The sequence below is a fragment of the Streptomyces sp. SID10853 genome (assembly GCF_010548145.1).
In the GTDB taxonomy this organism is placed as follows: Bacteria; Actinomycetota; Actinomycetes; order Streptomycetales; family Streptomycetaceae; genus Streptomyces.
The window spans coordinates 1-24,813 of the sequence record NZ_JAAGLN010000092.1 but is presented as its reverse complement, the minus strand read 5'-3'; the positions used below and the strand labels follow the sequence as shown (position 1 = coordinate 24,813).

General features: G+C 71.0%; 20 protein-coding genes. 4 read left to right on the top strand and 16 right to left on the bottom strand.

The window, feature by feature from the left end:
* The coding region (locus tag G3I19_RS18890) for a PAS domain-containing protein (protein WP_164264816.1) at window positions 1-1,232 on the bottom strand (1,232 nt) is incomplete at its 3' end.
* Between the two features lie 539 nt (window positions 1,233-1,771).
* Window positions 1,772-2,410 (bottom strand): pyridoxamine 5'-phosphate oxidase, encoded by a 639-nt coding sequence (pdxH, locus tag G3I19_RS18885; protein WP_164264815.1) that lies wholly within the window; start codon window positions 2,408-2,410, stop codon window positions 1,772-1,774.
* Window positions 2,411-2,737: 327 nt separating this feature from the next.
* On the opposite strand from pdxH, the gene G3I19_RS18880 reads away from it, so the two are divergent.
* A complete protein-coding gene (locus G3I19_RS18880) occupies window positions 2,738-3,850 on the top strand; it encodes a citrate synthase 2 (protein ID WP_164264814.1) in 1,113 nt (370 codons plus the stop codon).
* A gap of 62 nt (window positions 3,851-3,912) precedes the next feature.
* Here the strand turns inward: G3I19_RS18880 and G3I19_RS18875 are convergent, their stop codons facing one another.
* A complete protein-coding gene (locus G3I19_RS18875) occupies window positions 3,913-5,241 on the bottom strand; it encodes an alpha/beta hydrolase (protein WP_164264813.1) in 1,329 nt (442 codons plus the stop codon).
* Between the two features lie 209 nt (window positions 5,242-5,450).
* On the opposite strand from G3I19_RS18875, the gene G3I19_RS18870 reads away from it, so the two are divergent.
* Window positions 5,451-6,095, top strand: coding sequence for a TetR/AcrR family transcriptional regulator (locus G3I19_RS18870; RefSeq protein WP_164264812.1), 645 nt, complete (start codon window positions 5,451-5,453; stop codon window positions 6,093-6,095).
* A gap of 102 nt (window positions 6,096-6,197) precedes the next feature.
* Here G3I19_RS18870 and G3I19_RS18865 read toward each other — a convergent pair whose 3' ends face one another.
* A complete protein-coding gene (locus G3I19_RS18865; protein ID WP_164264811.1) occupies window positions 6,198-7,157 on the bottom strand; it encodes a pentapeptide repeat-containing protein in 960 nt (319 codons plus the stop codon).
* Window positions 7,158-7,442: 285 nt separating this feature from the next.
* Between G3I19_RS18865 and G3I19_RS18860 the strand changes: the two genes are divergently transcribed.
* Window positions 7,443-8,408, top strand: coding sequence for a nitronate monooxygenase (locus G3I19_RS18860; protein ID WP_164264810.1), 966 nt, complete (start codon window positions 7,443-7,445; stop codon window positions 8,406-8,408).
* Window positions 8,409-8,522: 114 nt separating this feature from the next.
* Here G3I19_RS18860 and G3I19_RS18855 read toward each other — a convergent pair whose 3' ends face one another.
* From G3I19_RS18855 to G3I19_RS18830, 6 genes are all read right to left on the bottom strand, one after another.
* The gene (locus G3I19_RS18855; RefSeq protein ID WP_343235140.1) at window positions 8,523-9,536 is read right to left on the bottom strand and encodes an NAD(P)H-dependent glycerol-3-phosphate dehydrogenase; all 1,014 of its coding nucleotides are present in this window, start codon (window positions 9,534-9,536) and stop codon (window positions 8,523-8,525) included.
* A gap of 147 nt (window positions 9,537-9,683) precedes the next feature.
* Window positions 9,684-10,259: a hypothetical protein gene (locus G3I19_RS18850; protein ID WP_164264808.1), complete on the bottom strand. Its 576-nt coding sequence runs from the start codon at window positions 10,257-10,259 to the stop codon at window positions 9,684-9,686.
* Window positions 10,256-11,509, bottom strand: coding sequence for a hypothetical protein (locus G3I19_RS18845; protein ID WP_164264807.1), 1,254 nt, complete (start codon window positions 11,507-11,509; stop codon window positions 10,256-10,258). Before G3I19_RS18845 ends, G3I19_RS18850 begins: the two co-directional genes overlap by 4 nt.
* Window positions 11,506-12,252, bottom strand: coding sequence for an ATP-binding cassette domain-containing protein (locus tag G3I19_RS18840; RefSeq protein WP_164264806.1), 747 nt, complete (start codon window positions 12,250-12,252; stop codon window positions 11,506-11,508). Before G3I19_RS18840 ends, G3I19_RS18845 begins: the two co-directional genes overlap by 4 nt.
* A 313-nt stretch (window positions 12,253-12,565) precedes the next feature.
* Window positions 12,566-13,639 carry a PP2C family protein-serine/threonine phosphatase gene (locus G3I19_RS18835; protein WP_239074530.1) on the bottom strand — a complete coding sequence of 358 codons (1,074 nt, stop codon included), beginning with the start codon at window positions 13,637-13,639 and terminating at the stop codon, window positions 12,566-12,568.
* A 295-nt stretch (window positions 13,640-13,934) separates the two neighbouring features.
* Window positions 13,935-14,498: a TetR/AcrR family transcriptional regulator gene (locus G3I19_RS18830; protein ID WP_164264804.1), complete on the bottom strand. Its 564-nt coding sequence runs from the start codon at window positions 14,496-14,498 to the stop codon at window positions 13,935-13,937.
* 169 nt (window positions 14,499-14,667) lie between these two features.
* Here G3I19_RS18830 and G3I19_RS18825 point away from each other — a divergent pair, with 169 nt between their 5' ends.
* Entirely contained in the window at window positions 14,668-16,497 is a 1,830-nt protein-coding gene (locus tag G3I19_RS18825; RefSeq protein WP_164264803.1) for an NAD(P)/FAD-dependent oxidoreductase, read from the top strand.
* A gap of 243 nt (window positions 16,498-16,740) precedes the next feature.
* Here the strand turns inward: G3I19_RS18825 and G3I19_RS18820 are convergent, their stop codons facing one another.
* The 6 genes from G3I19_RS18820 to G3I19_RS18795 are packed head-to-tail and all read right to left on the bottom strand — an operon-like array spanning window position 16,741 to window position 24,759.
* Window positions 16,741-17,445 (bottom strand): TetR/AcrR family transcriptional regulator, encoded by a 705-nt coding sequence (locus tag G3I19_RS18820; RefSeq protein ID WP_164264802.1) that lies wholly within the window; start codon window positions 17,443-17,445, stop codon window positions 16,741-16,743.
* Window positions 17,433-18,212 carry an enoyl-CoA hydratase family protein gene (locus G3I19_RS18815; RefSeq protein ID WP_164264801.1) on the bottom strand — a complete coding sequence of 260 codons (780 nt, stop codon included), beginning with the start codon at window positions 18,210-18,212 and terminating at the stop codon, window positions 17,433-17,435. Before G3I19_RS18815 ends, G3I19_RS18820 begins: the two co-directional genes overlap by 13 nt.
* Entirely contained in the window at window positions 18,209-19,840 is a 1,632-nt protein-coding gene (locus G3I19_RS18810; protein ID WP_164264800.1) for a 4-coumarate--CoA ligase family protein, read from the bottom strand. The genes G3I19_RS18815 and G3I19_RS18810 overlap by 4 nt, the downstream gene beginning before the upstream one ends.
* Before the next feature lie 16 nt (window positions 19,841-19,856).
* On the bottom strand, window positions 19,857-21,101 hold the full coding sequence (locus G3I19_RS18805; RefSeq protein WP_164264799.1) for an acyl-CoA dehydrogenase family protein: 1,245 nt from the start codon (window positions 21,099-21,101) through the stop codon (window positions 19,857-19,859).
* Complete coding sequence (locus G3I19_RS18800) at window positions 21,098-23,131, bottom strand: biotin carboxylase N-terminal domain-containing protein (RefSeq protein WP_164264817.1); 2,034 nt, start codon at window positions 23,129-23,131, stop codon at window positions 21,098-21,100. Before G3I19_RS18800 ends, G3I19_RS18805 begins: the two co-directional genes overlap by 4 nt.
* Window positions 23,132-23,157: 26 nt before the next feature.
* Window positions 23,158-24,759: a carboxyl transferase domain-containing protein gene (locus G3I19_RS18795; RefSeq protein ID WP_164264798.1), complete on the bottom strand. Its 1,602-nt coding sequence runs from the start codon at window positions 24,757-24,759 to the stop codon at window positions 23,158-23,160.
* Between the last annotated feature and the right edge of the window lie 54 nt (window positions 24,760-24,813).

Here is a 24,813-nt window from a genome sequence, read left to right as displayed (position 1 = left end):
GGAGGCTCCCCGGCGCCGAGGCCGGAAGACGGGACAGCCGGGCCTGAGGAGCCGGAGGCCGGCGCATCCGCGGTCAGCGCGCCGGAGCCGGAACCCACCGCGTCCGCGGTCAGCGCGCCGGAGCCGGAACCCGCCGCGTCGGCGGTCGGCGCGGAGGAGCGGGAGGTCAGCGCGTCGGCGGATATGTCGATCAGCGCATGGTCGGCGAACCCGGCCAGTGCGAAGTCCAGATACGACGTCGCCGCCTCCATCGGGTCCTCGCACTCCGCGGCCGCCCGCGAGGCGCGGTGCAGCTGATTGCCGCGGAAGCGCAGCTGGTTCGCCTCCTGCTCGGCCTCCCGGGCCGCGGTGATGTCACGGAAGAGCCAGCCGACCCCGAGCGGAACGGGCTCCTCCGCGAGCGGCGAGGCCAGCCGCACGAACCCACTGCGCCAGCAGCGCCGTCGCTCGCCCTCAGCGGTCCGCAGCGTCACCCACATCTCGGCGGGCGCGGGAAGCGCCCCTTCGGCCAGCACGTGCTGGAGCGCGCCCTCCAGCTCCTCGGCGCCCTGCACGATCAGGTCGCCCAGCGGGCGCCCGAGCAGCGTGCTGCGCCCCGTCGAGAGGGCCCGCGCGGCATGGGAGTTCACGACGGTCGGCCGCAGGTCGACATCGACCAGGACGACTCCCCAGGGCGCGTCGTCGAACATGGCCTCGCTGAGGGCGATCGCCCGTTCCAGATCGATCTGCGCGTGAACCTCGCTGAACGCGCAGTACACCCCGGCCGGTGTGCCGTCAGGCCCGTGCACCCCGGAGGACTGGGTCCGTACGAGCACCCGCCCGCCGTCCTTGCGCAGCAGCGCGAACTCGTGCACCTGGCGCCCCGGGCCGTGCATCGCCGCCATCAGCCGGCCCTGTACGTCGTCGGCGTCGGACGACCGCACCGCCCACCCCGCGAAACCGGCCCGGCCGACGGCTTCGTCGGCCGGCCAGCCGAGGATGCGTTCGGCCTCACGGTTCCAGTGCGTGACCACACCGTCCGCGTCGAACGCGCAGAGCGCGGCGTCCATCCCGTCCAGCAGCGCGGCCAGCAGATCGGAGCCAGGACCACCCGGATCGCCGGAATCACCGGCGCCGTCACAAGCACCGGCCGGAACACCGGGCCCAGGAGTCCCACCTGCCCCCGACTCCCCACCGGGCTCGGGCTCATCGGGCCCCAGCGCACTGGCTGCCTCGATCCGGGAACCACTCATCCGGCACCCCCAACAGAACGCGTCCGCCGCATGTACTGCATGTACCGCACGTCGGATCATTCAACGCGAACGTGATGCGGCCCACACTCCGTTCGCTGAAAAATTTGCGCTCCGAATAAATCGGTTGAGGCCCTGCGGCGCCGTGCCTAACCTTGGACGCACGCTAGAAGGGAGGTGTTCCGGAAGTGATTTCTTCTCGGACTTGCGAGGTGGCTGCGGGCTGACGGCCCGTCGTCGCACTCTGTGCAGTGCCGGCAGACCGCCGGCCGAAATCCCAAGCAGTCACCGACCCGCGGGCTCGCCGGTAAGTCCGGCCGGCTCCTCCGCAAGGAGGGACCAGAGCCCGCGGGTTTCTGCGTTCGACCAGCAGGTTTCCGCGTTCGTCCAGCGGGTTTCTGCCCCTTCTCAGCGGGTTTCCTCGTTCGTCCAGCGGTTTCCGCGTTCTTCTCAGCGGGTTCCGCGTTCGCCTCCGGTGGTCGCCCGCCGCACGCCCCTTTCCCACCCGCACCGCGCTCGCACCCCCGCACCCCACCCGCACCTCACGGGCAGAGCCGTTCCACGCGCCACCCCGGTTCGGTCTCCCCGTTCCCGGCGCGCACATAGCGCAGCCGGTCGTGCAGCCGGTTCTCGTGGCCCTGCCAGAATTCCGCTGTGCCCGGGGTCACCCGGTAGCCGCCCCAGTTCTCCGGTACCGGTACCTCGGTGCCCTCCGGATAACGGGCCGCCAATTCCTCGTAACGGCTCGTCAGTTCCTCCCGCGAGGCGATCACCGACGACTGGGCGCTCGCCCACGCGCCGAGTTGCGAGCCGTGCGGGCGGGTGCGGAAGTACGCCTCGGTCTCCTCGCGGGTGATACGGGCGGCCGTGCCCGTGACCATGATCTGGCGGGCGATCCGATGCCAGGGGAAGAGCAGCGAGACCTGGGGGTTCGCGGCCAGTTCACGGCCCTTGCGGGAGTCGTAGTTGGTGTAGAAGACGAAGCCGTCCGCGTCGAAGTGCTTGAGCAGCACCGTCCGGGCGGAGGGGCTGCCCTGCGGGGTCGCGGTCGAGACGATCATCGCGTTCGGTTCGTGCAGGCCGCCCGCGACGGCGTCGGCGAACCACCGGGTGAACTGGTCCATCGGCGCGGCCGCGAGGTCCGCCTCCGCGAGTACGGCGGAACGGTACTGCTCGCGCATCACCGCGGGGTTCAGAACAGAGGTCGGACCGGGAGGCGGACCGGAGGACCGGCCAGGGGCCTGACCGGGAGGCAGACCAGGGTTCGGGGCGCGCTTCGGATCGCGCTTCGGATCGCGCTTCGGATCGCGCTTCGGATCAGAGTTCGGCACGGGGCCATCCTGCCGCAAAGGGGATGTGTGCCGGATGTCACGCTTCCCCGCACCGGCGGGAGCCGTCAGACTCGTGCCTCCGCACGCGGACATGACAGCCGACGTGCGCACCGACCAGGAAGACGAACCCGAACCGCCGAACCCGACCGACGAAAACGCATCACGAGGAGCCGCCCGATGTCCGACGCCGCAGCCGCTTTCGTACCCGGACTCGAAGGAGTCGTCGCATTCGAGACCGAGATCGCCGAACCGGACAAGGAGGGCGGCGCCCTGCGGTACCGCGGCGTCGACATCGAGGATCTGGTCGGTCAGGTCTCCTTCGGGAATGTCTGGGGCCTGCTGGTCGACGGCGCGTTCAACCCCGGGCTGCCGCCCGCCGAGCCGTTCCCGATCCCGGTGCACTCCGGTGACATCCGGGTCGATGTGCAGTCCGCGCTGGCGATGCTCGCGCCGGTCTGGGGCCTGAAACCGCTGCTCGACATCGACGAGCGCACCGCACGCGACGACCTGGCGCGTGCGGCGGTGATGGCTCTCTCGTACGTCGCCCAGTCGGCGCGTGGCCAGGGCAGTCCGATGGTTCCGCAGAGCGAGATCGACAAGGCGGAGTCGGTGGTCGAGCGCTTCATGATCCGGTGGCGCGGTGAGCCGGATCCGAAGCACGTCAAGGCGGTTGACGCCTACTGGACGTCGGCGGCCGAACACGGCATGAACGCCTCCACGTTCACCGCCCGGGTCATCGCATCGACCGGTGCGGATGTCGCCGCGGCGCTGTCGGGCGCGGTCGGTGCGATGTCCGGGCCGCTGCACGGCGGCGCGCCGTCCCGGGTCCTCGGAATGATCGAGGAGATCGAGCGGACGGGCGACGCGAGCGCGTACGTGAAGCGGGCGCTCGACCAGGGCGAGCGGCTGATGGGCTTCGGCCACCGCGTCTACCGCGCGGAGGACCCGCGGGCCCGGGTGCTGCGGCGTACGGCCAGGGAGCTGGCCGCCCCGCGCTTCGAGGTGGCCGAAGCCCTGGAGAAGGCGGCCCTGGAGGAGCTGCACGCCAGGCGCCCCGACCGGGTGCTGGCCACGAACGTGGAGTTCTGGGCGGCGATCGTGCTGGACTTCGCGGAGGTTCCCGCCCATATGTTCACGTCGATGTTCACGTGTGCCCGTACGGCGGGCTGGAGCGCGCACATCCTGGAACAGAAGCGGACGGGACGGCTGGTGCGGCCGTCGGCGACCTACGTCGGTCCTGGGACGCGTAACCCCCGCGACATCGAGGGGTACGACAGCATCACGGGCTGACGCGGCTGCGTCACGGGTGTTGATGCGGCAGCGTCACCGGCCGATACGCACCGGCTGATGCGTCACCGGCTGAGCGGCTGGGCTGCGGGGGCGCCCTCCCGCTCGGGGTGGACCCGCTCGTCGAGCCACTCGTGGATGCGGGCGACGGCGTACCGCTGGGCGCCGGCGTGGCAGTGTGCGTCGGCGCCCTCGGCTTCGGTGAACGTCATCAGGGCCTTGTCCTCGGCGGTCAGGTGCGCGTAGACCTGCTCGGGCTGTCCGGCGAAGAAGAGGTCGTTCTCGGCTTCGCAGACCAGCACCGGGCAGGTGATGGCCTCGGCGATGCCGTCGCGCAGGTGGTAGTCGAGGGTGTGGGCGAGGAAGCCGCGTGGAGTGTCGCCGCCCATGACGTACTGACCGTGGGCGAGGGCCCACCGTACGGTGTCGCTGGCCTCGGCGGCCTGCTCCAGGGCGGCGTCGATGTCCGGGGCGGAGTCCGCCCGGAGCCTGGCGCCGACGGTGGCCGCGTCCGCCTCGACCTCGCCGCTGTCACCTTCACCCGAGCTTTCGCTGTCGCCTTCCCCTTCGCCGTCGCCTTCGCTCTCGCCGAACGGTGAGGTGATCGCGGCGCCGAAGTCGTAGATGCCGTCGACCGCGATCACGGCGGCGAGGCGGGGCTCGAACGCGGCCGCGCGCAGGCACAGTTGCCCGCCGAGGCTCACTCCGAGCAGGGCGATGCGCTGCGGGTCGACGTCCGCGACGGTCAGCGCCCAGTCGATGGCCGCGCCCACGACCGTCTCCCAGTCGGGCCGGAACAGCAGGCCGTGGCGGTGGCGGGTGCCGGGCTGCCCCGGGCCGTCGAAGGTCAGTACGTGGTAGCCGCGCTCCTGGGCGGCGAGCGCGCCCTGGACGTGCAGTTCTTCGGCGCTGCCGTCGAAGCCGCTGTGCATCAGCAGGAGCGGGCGGCGGCCGGGCAGCGGGCTGGGGTAGAAGTAGCCGGGCAGTTCGGCCTGTTCGAACGGGATCCGCACCGGGCGCAGTACGTGGGGGCCGGCCAGGGCGGCGTACTGGCCGAACGCCCCTGTCGCACGGTCATAATTGTCGAGGATGCGCGGGTCGTGCGGATCGCCGTGCAGGAAGAACTCGGCGTTCCGGTAGTAGTTCCACGCCCGCAGGTAGCTGTCGCGGGCGCTGATCCGGTGGCCGCCCGCCAGGGCCCGCTCGGCATCGTGGAAGAGCCGGTCGGCGGTGGCCCGCCAGGCGTCGTGCCAGCTGTCGGGGTCGCCGGGGGTGATCTGTTCGGCGGTGGCGAGCACCTCGCCGAAGTCGGCGCCGCCGTAGGCGATGTGGCTCATCGAACGGACTGTCTCGAACCAGTAGGTGGGGTGGTCGGGGAACATCAGCTGCTTCATGGAGAGCTCCTCGCTGCTCGTTGCTCGCTGCTTGAGCGGGTCGACGCGCTGACGCCCGACGCGCCGTCGCGTCAACTCATCAGCGGATCGACGCATCGGCGTACCTACGCGTCAGCACCCTTTAATGCGTGTCCACTCGCTATAGCGACCATAGGAGCCCCCACCCCTTAACGCAAGTGCTCACGCATTTGCTGCGGTACGGTGGTGTCATGGCTCAGAACCCAGCCCCCCGCAAACGCCCAGGCGGGCGCACGGCCCGCGTCGGACAGGCCGTGCACGAGGCCGTCCGCGACCTGATCGCCGAGCGCGGCAGGGACGGCTTCACCGGCCGCGATGTGGCCGAGCGCGCAGGGGTGCACGAAGCGACGCTCTACCGGCGGTGGGGAACCCTCGACAATCTGGTGCTCGATGTCGCCGCCTCCGTCGCGCAGCTGAACGAGAAGTCCCCGATCCCTGACACCGGTTCACTCCGGGGGGACCTGCTGGCCTGGGCGGGCGCCATCGTGGACGACGTCTCCCGGCCGGAGGGGCTCGCTCTGCTGCGTACGGTCCTCGCGGTGCGCACCGACAGCTCCGCGGGGCAGGGCCGGGGCCGGGGCGACGGCCAGAACGACGGCCGCGGCGACGGCGGGGACGGCCAGGACCGCCAGCTCACCGACTTCCTCTCGGCCCGCGCCGTGGTGGTGCAGCAGGCGCTCGACCGCGCCGCCGACCGTGGAGAGGCCGTCCCCGAACTGACCACCGTGTTCGACCACTTCCTCGCGCCCCTGTACCTCCGGGCGATCTTCGGCTACTGCGATCCGGCCCACGACCTCGACGGCCTCGTGGACCTCACACTCGGCGTCGCCCGGTAGGGGCGCGGGGGTGCCCGACAGCGGCCAACCTGCTACCGCTCAGGCCACGCGCCGACGGCGCCGACGGCGGCGACGGTGGCGACGGGGGCGACGGGAATTCCCTCACCCACGGTGAACAGCAGCCGTGGGTGGCGGCGGCTCAAGCCCGTCGTGCTGGTCACGCTGGTCGCGCCACTCCCGGCAGGCCGCGAGGCGCGCCATGACCCATGGGTCATGTGAGAGAGCCGGTGGCAGCAGGGTCGCTTCGTCGATCACAGCACCGGCCAGCTGCCGGGCGGTCAGGGACTCGGTGTCCCTGAGGTCCGCCCCGCTGAGGTCGGCGCCGAGCAGCCGCGTATCGGAGAGGTGCGCGCCCCGCAGATCGGCCCGTACGAGACCCGCGCCATCGAGGCGGGCCCATGCGAGCCACGCCTTGCGCAGGTCGGCGCCGTTGACGATCGCGTCGCTCAGATCGATGCCCCGCAGATCGGCACGGCTCAGATTCGCCCAGGTCAAGAACGCCCGGGAAAGCCGCGGTGGTTCATCGAACTCGAAGGTACGGAGGAGCAGCCCGGCCAGTTCGGTGGAGCGGAGATCTATCCGGCGGGCCTCCTCCCGGTCCGGTCGCCTGGCCAGTACCTCCACCGCCGCCCTGATGTCGGCGGGCGGTTCGGTCCCCCAAGCCGGAACAGGGCGTTGCTGCCCACGAGCGTCCGGGCCGACGGGTTCCGGGCGGGGAGCCGTCCGGGCGTTCTCGCGGACGAAGACCGAGAGAACGCCGAGCACCGTGGCGTGGTCCTGGGGTGACTCGGCCATCACGTGCTCCAGTCCGTACACGCCTCCCAGCCGTTCTTCGAGCTTGTCGGAGGCCAGCTGCCCGATGGCGACGCTGAACCGGTCGGTCACCTGCCCGCGCCGGGAGAGACGGTAGCCCCGGGCGGTGTATCCCAGCCCGAGCAGCACCGACGCTCCTCCGACCGCGGCCAGCACCGTCTGGCGGACCGCGTTCATCGCGTCTGCCTGTTCCTTGCCGTGGAGGCCCCGGACCGTACCGCCCGCGAGCAGGGACGAGACCGGCCCCAACAGCAGAACGATGGCCCCGAGGACAGCAACCGCCCCTCCCACCAGCCCGACAGCAACCCTGTGCCGACGGAGCAGACCGGCCGGACCCCGCCGCACGCGCCGCACGCGCCCCACCTGCTGATGTCCCATAGGGCGCTATCTCACCGCACCGGGGCGGGGAATGGCCAGGACCTGTCCGGCCGGTCTCCCCTGGCCCGGCGAAGACCGGCCGGAGGAGTCTTTCGTCTTCCAGGACGAGCCGGTCGACGATGTACGCCTCCACGGTCCCCGGAGCATGCTGAGTCCATGACCTTCAGCACCGCATTCACCGAACTGCTCCCCGTACGGCACCCGGTCGTCTGCGCGCCCATGGGCGGGATCGCCGGCGGAGCCCTGGCTGCGGCCGTCTCGAACGCCGGTGGGCTCGGCATGGTCGGCGGAGGGCGGGGTGAACCCGACTGGCTGGGCCGGGAGTTGTCGCTCGTCACCGAGTCAACGGACGAACCGTGGGGGGTCGGTTTCCTGACCTGGGCCATCGGCCCGCAGGCCGTCGACCAGGCACTGGCCCACGCTCCGCGGGCGGTCCTGCTCTCCTACGGCGACCCCGGGCCGTACGCCGCACGCGTCCGCGACGCGGGGAGTCTGCTGATCGTGCAGGCCACCGACATGGACGAGGCCCGGCGCGCCCTGGACGTGGGTGCCGATGTCATCGTCGCCCAGGGGACCGAAGGCGGCGGACACGGCGGCCGGCGGGCCACACTGCCGTTCGTCCCCGCGGTGGTCGATCTCGTCGGCCCCGTCCCGGTGCTGGCCGCGGGCGGGATCGCGGACGGGCGCGGGCTCGCCGCGGCCCTGGTGCTCGGCGCGGCGGGCGCACTCGTCGGCACCCGGTTCCAGGCCAGTCACGAAGCGCTGATCGCCCCCGGCGTCGGCGAGGCACTCGTCAAGGCCCGCGGCGAGGACACCGAGCGCAACCGCGTCCTCGACATCGCCCGCGAGGCCGGATGGCCCGACCAGTACACCGCCAGGACCCTGCGCAACCGCACGCTGGAAGAGTGGCGCGACCGCGAGGACGAACTGCGCGCCGCCCCGGAGACCCGGCGCCCCTACCGCGAGGCGGCCGCCCGCGGCGATCTCGATGTCGCTCCTGTGTGGGCCGGAGAGGGCGTCGACCTCATCCCGGATCTACGGCCTGCGGCCGAGATCGTGGCAGCGCTGCTCGCTGACGCGGAGGCTGCGGTCGGGCGGGCGAGCGAGCGTCGGCAGCTGTAGGAGCGGCGGTCCGGCTGCCGGCCTCGTGACCCCGCTGAGTCCTACCCGGCCGGAACCCGTGGTGCCCGCTCCACCAGTCCTCCCCCAGGCGGTCCCGAAAGCGGGCGCAGCGAGTCAGCGCTCGGGTTTGGGGGACCGCTGCATCAGCATGGCCATGGCCTCGTCGAGGGTGACCCCCTCGTTCAACAGGGCGGAGATCACTTCCGTGATCGGCATCTCGACGCCGTGCGCGTGGGCCAGAGCGAGGATCGCTCCGGCGGATTTGACGCCCTCGGTGGTCTGCCGGGTGACGGCCGTCGCCTCCTCGACGCTCAGTCCCCGGCCGAGGTGGTTGCCGAAAGTACGGTTGCGCGACAGCGGGGAGGTGCACGTGGCCACCAGGTCACCGAGGCCGGCCAGACCGGCGAGAGTGGCCGGGTGGGCGCCCATGGCCACAGCCAGCCGGGTGGTCTCCGCCAGCCCGCGCGTGATGAGAACAGCGGCGGCGTTGTCCCCCAGGCCCATGCCTGAGGCGATACCGACTGCGAGGGCGATGACGTTCTTCACCGCGCCGCCCAGCTCGCAGCCGGTCACGTCGGTGCTGGTGTAGGGCCGGAAGTACGGCGTGTGGCAAGCCTGCTGGAAGCGGCGGGCTGCGTCCTCGTCGCGGCAGGCGACGGTGGCGGCGGCTGGCCGGCCATCCATGATCTCGCGAGCCAGGTTGGGCCCGGACAGCACCGCGACCCGGTCCTCGCTCACTCCGGTCACCTCGGTGATGATCCGGCTGGCCCGTTCTCCACTGCCCAGTTCGATGCCCTTCATCAGCGACACGATCACGGTGTCGGGCCCGATGTACGGGGTCCACTCCGTGAGGTTGAGCCGCAGGGACTGCGCGGGAATGGACAGCACGAGGTAGTCCGCGCGGTTCAGGGCCGCCGCCGGGTCGGTCGTGGCCGTCAGAGCGGTGGGCAGCTCGACATCGGGAAAGTAACCGGGGTTGTGGTGCATGGTGTTGATCGCGTCTGCGATCTCGGCGCGGCGGGCATGCACGATGACGCTCGTACCGGCATCAGCCAGGATCTTGGCGACGGCGGTTCCCCAGGAGCCGGCCGAGAACACCGCCGCACGGGCACTACGGCGGTGGCTCACTGCAGGGGCCCTTCGTCGGGGTGGTGGCCGGGGCCGGTGCATCGTATCGCCGTACCGGCCCCGGCGATCTGCGGAACACCGGCAAAGCACACTGGTCGAGATCGGTGAGTTCGCGCCGGCGCTTCGGCGATCCGACCACCGCCGGCATCAGCGGGATACCGACGTCCGTGAGAATGCCAGAGGAAGAGCCAGCGCGAACAAGGCCACCGCCAGAAGCCAAGCGGGCATATTGCCGGACGGGTAGAGCACAATCGCCCACCAGGCATGTGTTGAATGGCCGTTGGGCCCGATGGCGCGGCCGAGGATGATGTTGAGGATGAGAAACATCAGCCCTGCTCCTGCTGCCGTGGCTTCGTTGGCCATCCGGCGTACGAGGAGCGCGATACCGAGAAGGAGAGTGACATTGCGGGCGATGTCCATGCCCACCAGGAGTCCGGCCCCGTGTGCAAGCAGCGCAGTGAGAACGACGGCTCCTTGATCGAGCAGGCGAACCGGCAGGACCGCCGTGGTCTCCGCTTCATGCAGTTGCCGTTCCAGGCAGTACATGACGGCGATGACGACAAGGACAGGTGTGAAGTAGGCGAGTTGGGCGCCTCCCGCCCCTCTGGTGAGACTCGGAACGGGTACTGTGCTCGTCCCGATCGCTGAGCAGATGAGAACGAGCACGGCCAGCGCCGCGGGGACGGCCCACCAGCGGCGCACGGTGATCGCATAGCGGTTCACGAGCGAACCTTGCCGCAGTGCTTCAGATTCACGGCCGTACGGGTGAACCAGGCGACTTGATCTCCAGCAGGAAGTCGCTGGACGCTTCGGACCGTCGCCCAGTCCTGGGGAGTCAGCGCCTCCTGTACGTCCTTCTCCTTGAGCCCGACCACCAGGGCTGCCCATGCGGCGGGAAGAGATCCCGGCTGTTCACAGACTCCGGCCCCCGCGTGGGCGGCTGTTCCGGTGACCGCCGATTCCGCGAAGTCCGAGTCGAAGTCGGCGGCGTCCGGGTGGGCGCCACGCGGAGGTGGAGACCAGTACAGCGGCCAGATACCCGATCTGAGCGAGTTCTCAGCCGAGGCGATACGCAGTTCGTCCGGGGCGGCTATGCCGGCTTCCTTCAGCCGTTCGATCGGAGCCAGGGCGTCTTGGCGCAACTGCTGTGCGTACGGCTCGTATTCCGGCGGTACACACACCATCGGCGCTTTTCCTGTGCAGTACGGGGCTGCGCCGCGGGGGTGTGTCGGAGTACCGAAGCCCCAGTCGGCCACTGCGGCGTGGCCGACGATAAGGGTGGCTGTTGCCACGGCCAAGGCCAGGACGGTCGCCAAGGTGCGTCGGCTTCTACGGGCCAGGAGCCAGAACGCGAGGGCCAGACCGGCGACCACACCCCATGGCACCAGATAGACGGCTGGGGAGATCAGATCGGTGACACTCGACTGCCCGTCGATGAAACCACCCAGGTGACGTATCCAGGCGTTGGACGTCGCCTGCGGAACGGACAGCCACGCCCAGCAGCCGATACCGGCAGCAGGCGCCGCGATACTCCTGGGCAGCACGCTTCCAAGGCTCCAGCCGATGACCAGCCAGCCCAGGGAAATGACGATCAGGTGTGCCGCAGCGAGCCAGCCGGTTCCACTGGGCATCACGCCCACCGCATGGTGAGCCATCATCAGCGCCGCCGTGACGAGTACCACCAGCAGCGTCAGGACCGGGGACGCAGCGCGCAGGAACTGCGGTAGTGCACTGCGTTGGCCGGTGAACCGCAACGCGCCGAGCCGCCGGTGCCGGCCCGCCTCCCACGCAGCAGCCGCAGCTGTTGCCGGGGCGATGATCGCGACGGCGTATGCAGCCGATTCACCGGACTGAACGCCATACCTCGAAGGTGCGGTAAACGTGACGTCGTCGATATACAGGTACGTGTAAATCAGGATGGGGATGGCCAGCCAGGGTGCCGCCGAGGCGCGCAGATTCGCCCAGGTGATCATTCGGCCGCCTCCAGGAGCGACGCATAGGCACTCTCCAGGCGTCGACCGGCCGCGCAATCCGGGGCCGCATGATCGGCGAATATCTCGACGGTACCCCGGAACCTCGGTTTCCCCGCTTCAAGTACCACTACCTCGTCGAAAGCCTCATCGAGGTCGCCGATATCGTGGGTGGAGACGATCACATGGACGCTTCCGCGCAGCGAAATCAGCAAGTCGAGAAACCGGCGACGCTGGTGCGGGTCGAGACCGACGGTCGGCTCATCGAGAAGCAAGAGTTCAGCATCATGAACGAGGGCTTGGGCAATAGCGATCCGTTGCCGCTGGCCACCGGACAGGTTTTTTACCTTGCTGTTGATTTTTTCGGTGAGGCCGACTCGCTCTATCGCCTCTGGGGCCGCGTTCCATGCGGCACTTTCCCGCATACCCTTCAGCCATCCCACATAGGCGACATGCTCCCTGCATGTCAGACCGGGGAGAAACCCTGGATGCTGTGGCAACCAGGAAATCTTGCCTCGATAGGACCGCGACTGTTTACGGCCGGCCGAGTCCAGCCTTCCGTACAGGACACTTCCCGATTGCGGCAGCGCAGCACCGGCGCCGAGAGCGAGAAGGGTGCTCTTGCCCGCACCATTGGGACCGAGGAGGACGGTATGGCCGGGTGAGAACGCGATGTCCAGCCTGTCAAGAACCGGACGTGAACTGCGACCGTAACGAAAGGTGCAGGACTGGTAGTGCAGCGGCATGGGGCAAGTCCTTCAAGGGCAGGAAAAGGGCCTCCCTTGAGGCGCCCCCTGTAGAACGAAAGCACCTCAACGTGGTCATCACTGCAGCCGGGGAACTGACGACGACGGGACCGGGTATGAACCTCACGTACGCTTCCCGTGAAGGAATAGTGACTAAAAATTACACACGCGATCGCATCCACGTCAACGGATTGTTGAAATTCACCAAGTGTGGGCTTTCTGGCATTTGCCCTGTTGCAATCCGTTTCCGATGGGGAATCTGCCAGATTTTGGTACGGTTTTAATTAATGTGCCCCCGTGTCGAGCGCGAGGCTCAGTGCGACTGGCCGTGGAACTGGCTGTGGTCGCGTTGGAGGGCCACCACCGCGGCGTCGTCGTCCAGGCGTCCGCCGACGTGAGCCAGCAGGTCGGTCCGCATGGTGTGGATCAGTGCGGTGGGGCTCTCGTCCGTCCAGACAGCGGCCCGTTCGGTCAGCGGGTAGAAACCGCCGCGGGCGTCACGGGCCTCGATGACCCCGTCGGTGTACAGCACGAGCAGATCTCCCGGCTCCAGGGTGAAGGTGTCGACGTGGTAATCGGTGCGGGTCAGCCCGCCCAGGCCCAGGGGTGGCGCGGGACGGACGGCGGGCAGCAGGGTGGCCCGTCCGGCGTGCAGCAGCAGGGGTGGCGGGTGCCCGCACGAGACCATTTCCACCCTGGGGGAGCCGTCGGGGATGTCGATGACGGCGGCGGTGATGAAGCACTCACCGGCCGCCTCCGCTTCGGTGGGCTCGGCCAGGTTCCAGGACACGCTGTGCTCCAGGTAGGCCATCAGGCCGGGCAGCGTGGCCTGGCGGTGCGCCGCCTCGCGGAAGGCACCCAGCAGAAAGGCCGCGTCGCCGATCGCGGTCAGGCCCTTGCCCTTCACGTCGCCGATGATCACCCGGGTGCTTGTCGGAGTGCGTACGGCCGCGTACAGGTCGCCGCCGATCGAGGCGTGCTCCTGCGCCGCCATGTACATCGATGCCACGCTCAGCGGGCCGATCCTTCGCGGCAGTGGCCGTAGCACCACTCGCTGTGTCGCCTCCGACACCATCCGTACCTGTGCCAGCTCACGCGCGCGCCGCTCCCGCAGATAGCGGAAGAGGGTCACGAGCACCGAGACCACCAGCAGGGCGATGACCTGCTGCTCGAACTGCAGCGTGTCCAGCAGGTGGCTGTGCATCCCGATGACGAGCATGCCCGCCACCGCAAGGGCGGCGATCACCCCGGTGACGAAGGTGGAGGCGAAGGACGCGGCGAGCGCGGGCGCCACGATCAGCAGCGACGGGCCCATCGGCCGGCTGTTCGGCGTCAGCACGTCGGTCAGGACGATGGCCGCGATCAGGCCGAGTGGCAGCGCCAGCATGGCGTTACCCGCCTGCCGAGGAGAAAGGCGGTACGCGAACGGCTGCCGCAGGCCCATGTCATCCGGTGTACACCTTCCGGGGCGGCCCCGCAGATCCGGTGGGGCGGGCGGGCGCCTGCCCCGGTGAGCGCCTGCCCCGGCGGGCGCCTGCCCCAGTGGGCGCGGGCCGCTCTTCAGCGAAGAGATCCGCTGACGTCCCGGCACGGCCGGGCCCGCTGCGGACCCAGCTGCCCGCCCAGCCGCCTGCCCAGCCGCCCGCCCAGCTTCCTACTCAGCCGCCCGCCCAGCCGCCCGCTCAGCTGCCCGTGAACAGCGTGCGGTGCAGCATCACGCGTGCGCGGCGGTTCCGGTGCCCGGCCCCCGGGCTGTCGGCCGCCGGCATCGCGACCTCGGCCATCCTGAGCGCCGTCAGCACGTCATCGGCCACCACCCCCGGGTGGACCGTGCCGCTCTCCCGGCCGTGTTCCAGCACCGTCGCAAAGGCGTCCGTGGTGCGGGACGCGAGCCCGGTGAACCAGGCGATGTCCGCGCCCGCGAGTACATGGACGAGGCCGCGGTCGTGTTCCAGCATGTCCAGGACGAAGTCGAACAGCTCCATGGCCCCCCGCGGGTGGTCCCGCAGGGTGGCGGCACGCTCCTCGATCCGGGTCACGTTGTCCTCGAAGACGGTCGCCGCGAGCTCTTCGCGTGAGGCGAAATGGCGGTACAGCGTCGTGCGGCTGACCGCTGCGGCGCCCGCCACGTCCTCCAGCGGAACGTCGGGGCCGCGCTCGGCGAACATCCGGCGGGCAGCCGCGAGCAGTTGCTCGCGATTGCGCGCGGCATCGCGGCGCAGGTTCCGCCCGGCATCCGTTGACATGCGGGAAGGATATCCGCGCCCCCCTCAGGGCCGGTCACACGGAGTCGCGGGGCGACCTTGGCCAGGAACCGTACATCGCTGTACGGTTCTGCAATCGCGGCCGAACCGATCGCGGCGGACCCCGCCCGCAGGAGGCCCGGGCGCGCCCGAATCCAGAAGGAGACACCGTATGGCTGCCCCTCACGCCTCCGCCGGCCGCACACCTGACGGGCTGTCGGACCCCGGCGTCGATCTCGAAGCGCTGCGTGAGAAGTACCGGGCCGAGCGCGAGCGGCGGATCCGCCCGGACGGCAGCGCCCAGTACCGCGGCGCCCGCGGCGAGTTCGGGTACTACGCCCAAGATCCCTACACGGACCCGGACTTCACCCGCGAGCCACTGCGCGACGAGGTCGAGGCAGTCGTCGTCGGCGGCGGCTTCGGCGGTCTCCTCGCCGCCGCGCGGCTGCGGCAGGCGGGCGTGGAATCCATCCGGGTGATCGAGGACGGCGGGGACTTCGGCGGCACCTGGTACTGGAACCGGTACCCGGGCATCCACTGCGACATCGAGTCGTACGTCTACATGCCGCTCCTGGAGGAAGTCGGCTACGTGCCGAAGTGGAAGTACGCCCCCGGGGAGGAGATACGGCAGCACGCGCAGGCGATCGGGCGGCACTTCGGGCTGTACGACGACGCCTGCTTCCAGACCAGGGCGACCGGACTGCGCTGGGACGAGGACGCGTCGCAGTGGCTCGTCGGCACCGACCGCGGCGACCACATGCGTGCGCGCTACGTGGTGGTCGCCACCGGAACACTCAGCCACGCGAAGCTCCCGGCCATCCCGGGGATCGAGACGTTCACCGGTCACACGTTCCACACCAGCCGCTGGGACTACGCGTACACCGGCGGCGACGCGGACGGGAATCTGCACAAGCTCGCCGGCAAGCGCGTCGCCCTCATCGGCACCGGCGCCACCGCCATCCAGGTCGTGCCGCACCTCGGCTCCGACGCCGGACACCTCTACGTGTTCCAGCGTACGCCGTCGACCGTCGATGTGCGGAACAACCGTCCCACCGACCCGGATTGGGCCGAGTCGCTCGAACCGGGCTGGCAGCGCCACCGCATGGAGAACTTCCTCAAGGTCGTCAGCAGTGTCCCGGTGGACGAGGACCTGGTGGACGACGCCTGGACCAGCAGCGCGCGCCTCCAGGAGAAGATGATCCCGACGGACGCGTACGCCCAGGTACCGCCCGGCGTGCGGGAGCGTGTCTACGAGATCGTCGACGGCCGGAAGATGAACGAGCTGCGCGCCCGTGTGGACGAGCTGGTACCGGACCCGGAGACGGCCGGGAAGCTCAAGCCCTGGTACCGCTACATGTGCAAGCGGCCCACGTTCAGCGACCACTACCTGCAGACCTTCAACCGGGACAACGTCACCCTCGTCGACACGGCGGACAGCCACGGTGTGGAGCGGTTCACCGGGACCGGCGTCGTGGTCGGCGGGCAGGAGTACGAGGTCGACTGCGTCATTTTCGCGACCGGGTTCGAGGTCGGTGTCTCGGGGATCCTGTCCGGCAGGCTCCCGGTGCACGGGCGGGGAGGCGCCTCACTCTCCGAGGTGTGGCAGGAGGGCCCGAGGACGCTCCACGGCTTCTACAGCCACGGCTTCCCCAACCTCTTCCAGCTCGGCCCGCTCCAGAATGCCGCCGCCGTCAATTTCGTCCACGTCCTCGACGAACAGGCCATCCACGTGGCCGAGGTCGTCGCCGAGGCCCGCAGGCGCCGGGCGCGGTACGTCGAGCCGACCCCCGAGGCGCAGGACGACTGGGTGAGCACCCTCAGGAAGAACGCACCCGACCTGAACAAGTTCCAGGCCGAGTGCACCCCCGGCTACTACAACAACGAGGGCAGGCCCCGCGAGCGCAATGACAGGTACGCCGACGGGCCGGTCACCTTCCACGCACTGCTCAGGAACTGGCGCGCCGACGGCGGCCTGGACGACGTACTCGTCCAGGGCAAGTGAGGACGACCTCGCCTCCGGCGCGGACGGGTCGATGTACATCGCCGACCTGGTCCCCGGCCGGGTATGGCGACGCAGCCCGGACGGCGCCTGCGCTCTGGTCTCCGACCAGGTGCAGCTGCCCGACGGCATCACCTCCTGCCGGTGGACGGCGGGTGGGCCGCTGTCTGAGCGGGAGCCGGGGAGGGCACTGGGCTGGGGGGAAGCGGAGAGAGGGCCGGTGAGACCCGCCCCGCCTCGTCCCTCTCAGCCCAGTGCCCGCTCCACCAGTGCGCCCCACTGGGCCACCACCCGTTCGCGGCGCTCCCCGTCGTCCGTGAGCAGGTTCGCCAGGCCGAGGCCCCGGGCCATGTCCAGCAGGCCCTGCACGGTTTCCCGTACGCCGGGCTCCGACTCGTCCGCCCGCAGCAGCTGTACGGCGATCCGGTGCGACTCGCGGCCCACCCGGGCCTCCAGTTCCGTGACCCTGGCGTGCAGTTGGGGTTCGTTCGACGCGGCCACCCACAGGTGCAGGGCGGCCCGGAACAGCGGGCCCGTGTAGAGGCCGACCAGGGCCGCCACCACGGTGCGGCGGTCCTGCGGGGGCAGCGTGCGCAGGGCCGTGGAGCGTTCTTCGGCCACGTACTCGACCGCCGCCGTGAACAGGTCCTCGCGGGTCGGGAAGTGGTGCTGCGCCGCGCCCCGGGAGACACCCGCGCGTTCCGCGACGGCGGAGACGGTGGAGCCCGCCCAGCCGCGTTCGGCCAGGCAGGACACCGCAGCCTCCAGCAGGCGCAGGCGGGTCGCGCGGCTGCGGTCCTGCTTGGGACCATCACGGGTCGCGCCGACGCTCCCCGGACCCGTGCCGCCGTCCCCGGGCGTACCGGCGCGGCCCGGGCCCCTGCCGCCGTCCCCGGGGGTGCCGGCGCTCCCCGGGCCCGTGCCGCCGTTCCGGTTCGTCACCACACCCATGCCGGATCCCGTCGTTCGAGGAAGGCCCGTACGCCCTCCTGCGCCTGGGCGGACGCGAAGAGGGCCGCCGAGTGGGCGATGAGGTCTTCCGTTCTGCGGTCGAAGTTCTCCAGCACCGTAGCGGTGACCAGGGACTTCGATGCGGCCAGGCCCTGCGGGGAGGCCCGGCGCAGTCCGTCGACGACCGGGGCGAGCGCCGCGTCCACATCGTCGGCGGCGCCGGTGATCAGTCCCGTACGGGCCGCTTCCGCCGCGTCGAACCGTTCGCCCGTGAGGTAGTAGCGGGCCGCCGCACGCGCGTCCATGCGCGGCAGCAGCGGCATCGAGATGACGGCGGGGGCCAGGCCGAGCCTGGACTCCGTGAAGGCGAAGGAGGCCCCCGGCCCCGCCATCGCGATGTCGCAGGCGCCGAGCAGCCCGAGCCCGCCCGCCCTGACGTGCCCGGTGACCCGGGCGACGACCGGCAGGGGGTGCGCGACGATCGCCCGCATCAGCCGGACGAACGCCGCCGGGTCCGGCGGCCCCTTGAGGTCCGCGCCCGCGCAGAAGGTGTTACCGGTGTGGGTGAGGACCACCGCGCGTACGGAGTCACCGGCCTCCCCCGCAGCCGCCAGTGCCTGCGTCAGCTCCGCCACCAGCTGCGCGGAGAGCGCGTTGCGGCTCTGTGGCGCGTCCAGGGTGAGGGTGGTGATCCCCCGATCGTGGGCCGTCCTGACCACGGCGGTGGGTGTGGTGGGGCTGCCGGGTGTCGTGGGTGTGGATGTCATACGGGTCCCTCTCCTGTACGGCCCGCGCCGCCCGGCCGGTCCGCTCCGCCCGCCCCGCGCTCCCGTTCGCGCAGTTCACGCCGGAGGATCTTCCCCGAAGTGGCGCGCGGGACCGCCCCGATGAACTCGGCCCGCCGGATCTTCTTGTACGGGGCGACGCGCTCCGCGACGTACGCCATCAGCTCGTCCTCCGTGAGGTGCGCCCCTGCCTGCCGGACCGCGAACGCCTTCGGGACCTCGTTCCCGTCCCCGTCGTACACCCCGATGACCGCCGCGTCGGCGACCCCGGGGTGGGTGAGGAGCAGCGCCTCCAGCTCCGCGGGGGCCACCTGGAAGCCCTTGTACTTGATGAGTTCCTTCACCCGGTCGACGATGAAGAGCCAGCCCTCCTCGTCCACCCGCCCGACGTCCCCGGTGTGCACCCAGCCGTCCCGGTCGATCATCGCGGCGGTGGCTTCCGGCCGGCCGAGGTAGCCCTTCATGACCTGCGGGCCGCGGATGGCGACCTCGCCCTCCTCGCCCACGCCCAGGTCCCTGGCGGGCTCGTCCAGCGACAGGATGCGCATCTCCGTGCCCGGGAACAGCTTCCCGACCGCTCCCGGCGGCGGGTTGCGCGCGTCGAGCGGGACGACATGCGTGCCCGGTGACAGCTCCGTCATCCCGTACGCCTGGCGCACCGGCGGCAGCCCCAGCCGGGCCGAGCACGCGGCGGCGAGAGAGGCGTCGAGCGGTGCGGCCGCGCTGACGATGTACTCCAGCGACGACAGGTCGTAGCGGTCGACGGACGGGTGCTTGGCCAGCGCGAGGACGATCGGCGGGGCCACGTAGAGCCCGTTGACGCGGTGCTCCTCGATGGCGGCCAGGAACTGGCCCAGTTCGAACCGGGGCAGCACCACGACCGTCGCGCCGTACCGCAGGGGTGCGTTGAGCAGCGCGGTGAGTCCGTAGATGTGGAAGAACGGCAGTACGGCCAGGATCCGCTCGCCGGGGCCCATCCGGGCGAACGGGTGCAGCTGCGCCAGGTTGGTGGCGAGCGACCGGTGGGTGAGCATGACGCCCTTGGGGGTGCCGGTGGTGCCCGACGAGTACGGCAGGACGGCGATGTCCTCCGCCGGGTCGACCGGGACAGTGATGTCCGGTACCGGGCCCCCCGGCGGGGCCAGGTCGAGGACCGAGCGGTGCCCTTCGGCCCGGTCGCAGACAAGTATCTCCGCGACCCCGCCGGCCAGTTCGGCCGCCCTGCGGGCCACGTCGAGCAGCCGGGACACGGTGATGATCCAGCGTGCGGCGGAGTCCCTGATCTGTTGGGCGAACTCCTCGGGGGTGGCCAGCGGGTGCACGGTGGTGACCGTGGCGCCCGCCCGGCTCGCGCCGTGGAAGACGGCAGGGTAGGCGATGCTGTTGGGGCTGTGCAGGGCGACCACATCGCCCTTGCGCACCCCGGCGGCGGCCAGCCCCGCGGCCACCGTCCGGTGGAAGGTGTCGAGTTGGCGGTAGCTGACCGTGGTGCCGTCCACCGCGTCGATCAGCGCGGGGGCCTCTCCGTACTCCCGCGCCCGGCCCAGGACCGCTTCGTGGATGGGCTGGTCGAGGGCCGGGACGTCTGCGTACTCACTGCGGAACAACACCGGAATCGCGCTCCTGTCAGTAGGACTTGGGGAGACCCAGGGACTGGTGGGACACGAAGTTGAGGATCATCTCCCTGCTGACCGGCGCGATCCGGGCCACCCGGGACGCGGTGATGAGCGCCGCCAGGCCGTACTCGCGGGTGAGGCCGTTGCCGCCGAGTGTGTGTACGGACTGGTCGACGGCCTTCACACAGGCTTCGCCCGCCGCGTACTTGGCCATGTTGGCCGCCTCGCCCGCGCCCAGGTCGTCGCCGGCGTCGTAGAGCGCGGCGGCCTTCTGCATCATCAGCCGGGCGAGTTCCAGCTCGATGTGGGACTGGGCCAGTGGGTGCGCGATGGCCTGGTGGGAGCCGATGGGCTCCTTCCAGACCTGCCGGGTCTTCGCGTAGTCGACGGCCTTCGCCAGGGCGTAGCGGCCCATTCCGATCGCGAAGGCGGCGGTCATGATCCGCTCGGGGTTGAGCCCGGCGAAGAGCTGGAGCAGCCCGGCGTCCTCGCTGCCGACCAGGGCGTCGGCGGGCAGCCGTACGTCGTCGAGTACCAGCTCGAACTGCTTCTCCGGGGCCTGGATCTCCATGTCGATCGGCGTGCGGTGGAAGCCGGGCGCGTCCCTGGGTACGAGGAAGAGGCAGGGCTTGAGACGTCCGGTGCGGGCGTCCTCGGTGCGGCCGACGATCAGGGTCGCGTCGGCCAGGTCGACCCCCGATATGAAGACCTTCCGGCCGGTGAGCAGCCAGTCGCCCCCGCCGTCCCGGCGGGCGGTGGTGGTGATGCGGTGGGAGTTGGATCCGGCGTCCGGCTCGGTGATGCCGAAGGCGAGGGTGAGCGAACCGTCCGCCAGCCCGGGCAGCCAGCGCTGTTTCTGCTCGTCCGTGCCGAAACGGGCGATGACCGTGCCGCAGATGGCGGGCGAGACGACCATCATCAGGAGCGGGCATCCGGCGGCGCCCAACTCCTCAAGCACGATGGAGAGTTCGGAGATGCCGCCGCCTCCGCCGCCGTACTCGTCGGGGAGGCTGACCCCGAGGTAGCCGAGCTTCGCCGCTGCGGCCCAGAGCGCCTGCCGGTCGTAGTCGCGGTGGCTCGTGCCCGCGTGGCGCTTGCCGAGGGCGGCCACGGCGGCGCGCAGGGCCGCGCGCTCCTCGGTTTCGGTGGCGGCGCTGCCGGTGGCGGTGTTGGCCTGTGCTGCGTTCGGCTGCGCTGCGTTCGGCTGTGCTGCGTTCTCCTGTGCCGTGTTCTCGGTTCCCACGCTTGTGCTCATGACTCCAGGGCCTCCTGTGTGTCCGGCTGCATGTCCGACTGTGTGTCCGGCTGTGTGTCCGGCTGTCCGGTCCGTACGACGGCGAGCAGTGCGCCGACCTCGACCTGGCGGCCCGGGGCGGCGTGGAGTGCGGTGAGAGTGCCGGCTGCCGGGGCGGTGATGCGGTGCTCCATCTTCATGGCCTCCAGCCAGATCAGCGGCTGCCCCGCGGTGACCGTGTCCCCGGCGGCGAGCCCGTCCGCGACCCGGACGACCGTGCCGGGCATCGGTGCGAGCAGCGAGCCGGGCGCCGTGCGGGCGGCCGGGTCGGGGAAGCGGGGCAGCAGGGTGAGGGTGTGCGGGCCGACGTGGGCGCGGTCGCCGTGCACCTCGACGTCGAAGTGGCGCAGCACACCGTCCGCTTCGAGCGAGACCCGCCGGGGTGTGGCGGCGTGCAGCCGTACGCCGGGGAAGCCGTCGGCACGCAGCCCGTCCCGCGTGAGGCGGTAGCGGACCTCGTACACCTCGCCGTCGGGCTCCGAGCGGTAGGTCTTGGACTGGGGCTGGGACGGTACGTTCCGCCAGCCGCCGATCCGGGCCCCCGCCGCGTCCGCGAGGGCGGCGGCGAGCGCGGCGAGCGGTTCGGGCGCCGGAGTGGTGAGTCCGGGCAGCTGCCGGTCGTAGAAGCCGGTGTCGAGCCGCGCGGCGACGACGTCCGGGTGGCGCAGGGACCGTACGAGCAGGTCACGGTTGGTGACCGGGCCGTGGATACGGGCGCGTTCGAGGGCGTACGCGAGGGTGCGCAGCGCTTCCGTACGGGTGGGGGCGTGGGCGATGACCTTGGCGAGCATCGGGTCGTAGTGGATGCCGATGGTGTCGCCGCCGGTGTAGCCGGTGTCCAGCCGGACGGTGGGCGCTCCCGTTCCCGCGGGTGTTCCCGTGGGTGCTCCCCCGGGTGTCCCCGTGGGTGCGCTGCCGTTCAGGGCGCCGGTGCCCGGCACGTCCAGCCGGTGCAGGGTGCCCGTCTGCGGGGCCCAGCCGGCCGCCGGGTCCTCCGCGTACAGGCGGGCCTCCACGGCGTGGCCGTGCGGCTGCGGGGGGCCGCCGGGCGGGAGCGGTTCGCCCTGCGCGGTACGGAGCTGGAGCGCGACCAGGTCGAGGCCGAACACGGCCTCGGTGACGGGGTGTTCGACCTGGAGGCGGGTGTTCATCTCCAGGAAGTACGCGCGGTCGCCGCTCTCCGCGACGAGGAACTCGACGGTGCCCGCGCCCCGGTACTCCACCGCGCGGGCCGCCGCGGTGGCGGCCTCGCTCAGGGTGGCGCGCAGGGCGTCGGGGAGGCCGGGCGCGGGGGCCTCCTCGATGACCTTCTGGTGGCGGCGCTGGAGGGAGCAGTCGCGGGTGCCGAGCGTCCAGACCGTGCTGTGCGCGTCGGCCATGATCTGCACCTCGACATGGCGTCCGCGCTCCACATACGGCTCGGCGAACACCTCGCCGTCCCCGAAGGCGGACCGCGCCTCGGCCACGGATGCCGTCAACTCCGCTTCCAGCGAGCCGAGTTCGCGTACGACGCGCATCCCGCGGCCGCCGCCGCCCGCCGCCGCCTTGAGCAGCAGCGGCAGATCGGCGACGGTGGCGGCGGCCGGTTCGACGGGGGCCAGCAGCGGGACACCGGCCGCGGCCATGAGTTTCTTGGCCCGGGTCTTGGACGCCATCGCCTCGATGGCGTCGGCGGGCGGGCCGACCCAGGTGAGCCCGGCGCCGGTGACCGCGCGGGCGAACCCGGCGTTCTCGGAGAGGAAGCCGTACCCCGGGTGGATCGCGTCGGCCCCCGCGGCGAGCGCTGCCGCGACGACGAGATCGCCGCGCAGATAGGTGTCGGCGGGCGCCGCGCCCGGCAGCCGTACGGCGGTGTCCGCCTCCCGTACGTGCAGCGCGTCCGCGTCCACGTCGGAGAAGACCGCCACGGTCGCGATGCCCAGGGCGCGGCAGGTACGGAAGATACGGCAGGCGATCTCACCGCGGTTGGCGACAAGGAGGGAGGTGATCATCTTCGTTCCTGTCTTCATGTCCGTCCTCACATCCGGAAGATGCCGAAGCCGCCGCGGGCGCCCTCGACCGGTGCGTTGTGGAGGGCGGACAGACACAGGCCGAGCACGGTCCTGGTGTCGCGCGGGTCGATGACCCCGTCGTCGTACAGCCGCCCGGACAGGAACATCGGCAGCGACTCCGACTCGATCTGCTGCTCCACCACGGCGCGCAGCGCGGCGTCCGCCTCCTCGTCGTACGGCTGCCCCTTGGCCTGCGCGGAGGCGCGGGCGACGATCGACAGCACGCCCGCCAGCTGTTGCGGTCCCATGACGGCGGACTTGGCGCTGGGCCAGGCGAAGAGGAACCGGGGGTCGTAGGCGCGCCCGCACATGCCGTAGTGGCCGGCGCCGTAGGAGGCGCCCAGCAGGACGGAGAGGTGCGGGACCTTCGAGTTCGAGACGGCGTTGATCATCATCGCGCCGTGTTTGATGATGCCGCCCTGCTCGTACTCCTTGCCGACCATGTAGCCGGTGGTGTTGTGCAGGAAGAGCAGCGGGATGTCGCGCTGGTTCGCCAGCTGGATGAACTGGGCGGCCTTCTGGGACTCAGCCGAGAAGAGGACGCCCTGCGCGTTGGCGAGGATGCCGACGGGGTAGCCGTGCAGCTCGGCCCAGCCGGTGACCAGGCTCGGCCCGTAGAGCGGTTTGAACGCGTCGAAGTCCGAGCCGTCGGTGATGCGCGCGATGACCTCGTGCGGGTCGAACGGGGTCTTCAGATCGCCGGGCACGATCCCGAGCAGCTCCTCCTCGTCGTACCGGGGCGGCTCGGCGGGTCCCGGCGGATCCGGCTGCGCCTTGCGCCAGTTGAGGCGGGCGACGACGCGGCGGGCCTGCCGCAGCGCGTCGGGTTCGTCCAGGGCGAGGTAGTCGGCAAGCCCCGAGACACGGGCGTGCATCTCGGCACCCCCGAGCGACTCGTCGTCGGACTCCTCACCGGTCGCCATCCTCACCAGCGGCGGACCGCCCAGGAAGACCTTCGACCGCTCCTTGATCATGATCACGTGGTCGGACATGCCGGGTACGTAGGCGCCGCCCGCGGTCGAGTTGCCGAAGACCACGGCGACGGTGGGTATCCCGGCGGCGGAGAGCCGGGTGAGGTCGCGGAAGAGCGCACCGCCGGGGATGAAGATCTCCTTCTGGGAGGGGAGATCGGCGCCGCCGGACTCGACGAGGCTGATACAGGGGAGGCGGTTGGCGTACGCGATCTCGTTGGCCCGGAGCGCCTTCTTCAGCGTCCACGGGTTGCTGGCACCGCCGCGCACCGTGGGGTCGTTGGCGGTGATCAGGCACTCGACGCCCTCGACGGTGCCGATACCGGTGATCATGGAGGCGCCGAGCGGGTGGTCGGTGCCCCAGGCGGCGAGCGGGGACAGTTCCAGGAAGGGCGTGTCGGGGTCGAGCAGCAGCTCGATGCGCTCACGGGCGAGGAGCTTGCCGCGCTTGCGGTGCCGCTCGACGTACTTCTCGCCGCCGCCCGCGAGCGCTCTGCTGTGCTCGGCATCGAGCTCGGCGAGCTTGGCGAGCATCGCCTCGCGGTGCGCGGTGTATTCGGCGGACGCGGGATCGATGCGGGTACGGAGGGTGGTCATCGGGGCTCCTGGGACGGAAGGGCCGGCGGCGCGGCGGGCGCAGGGGGCGGCCCG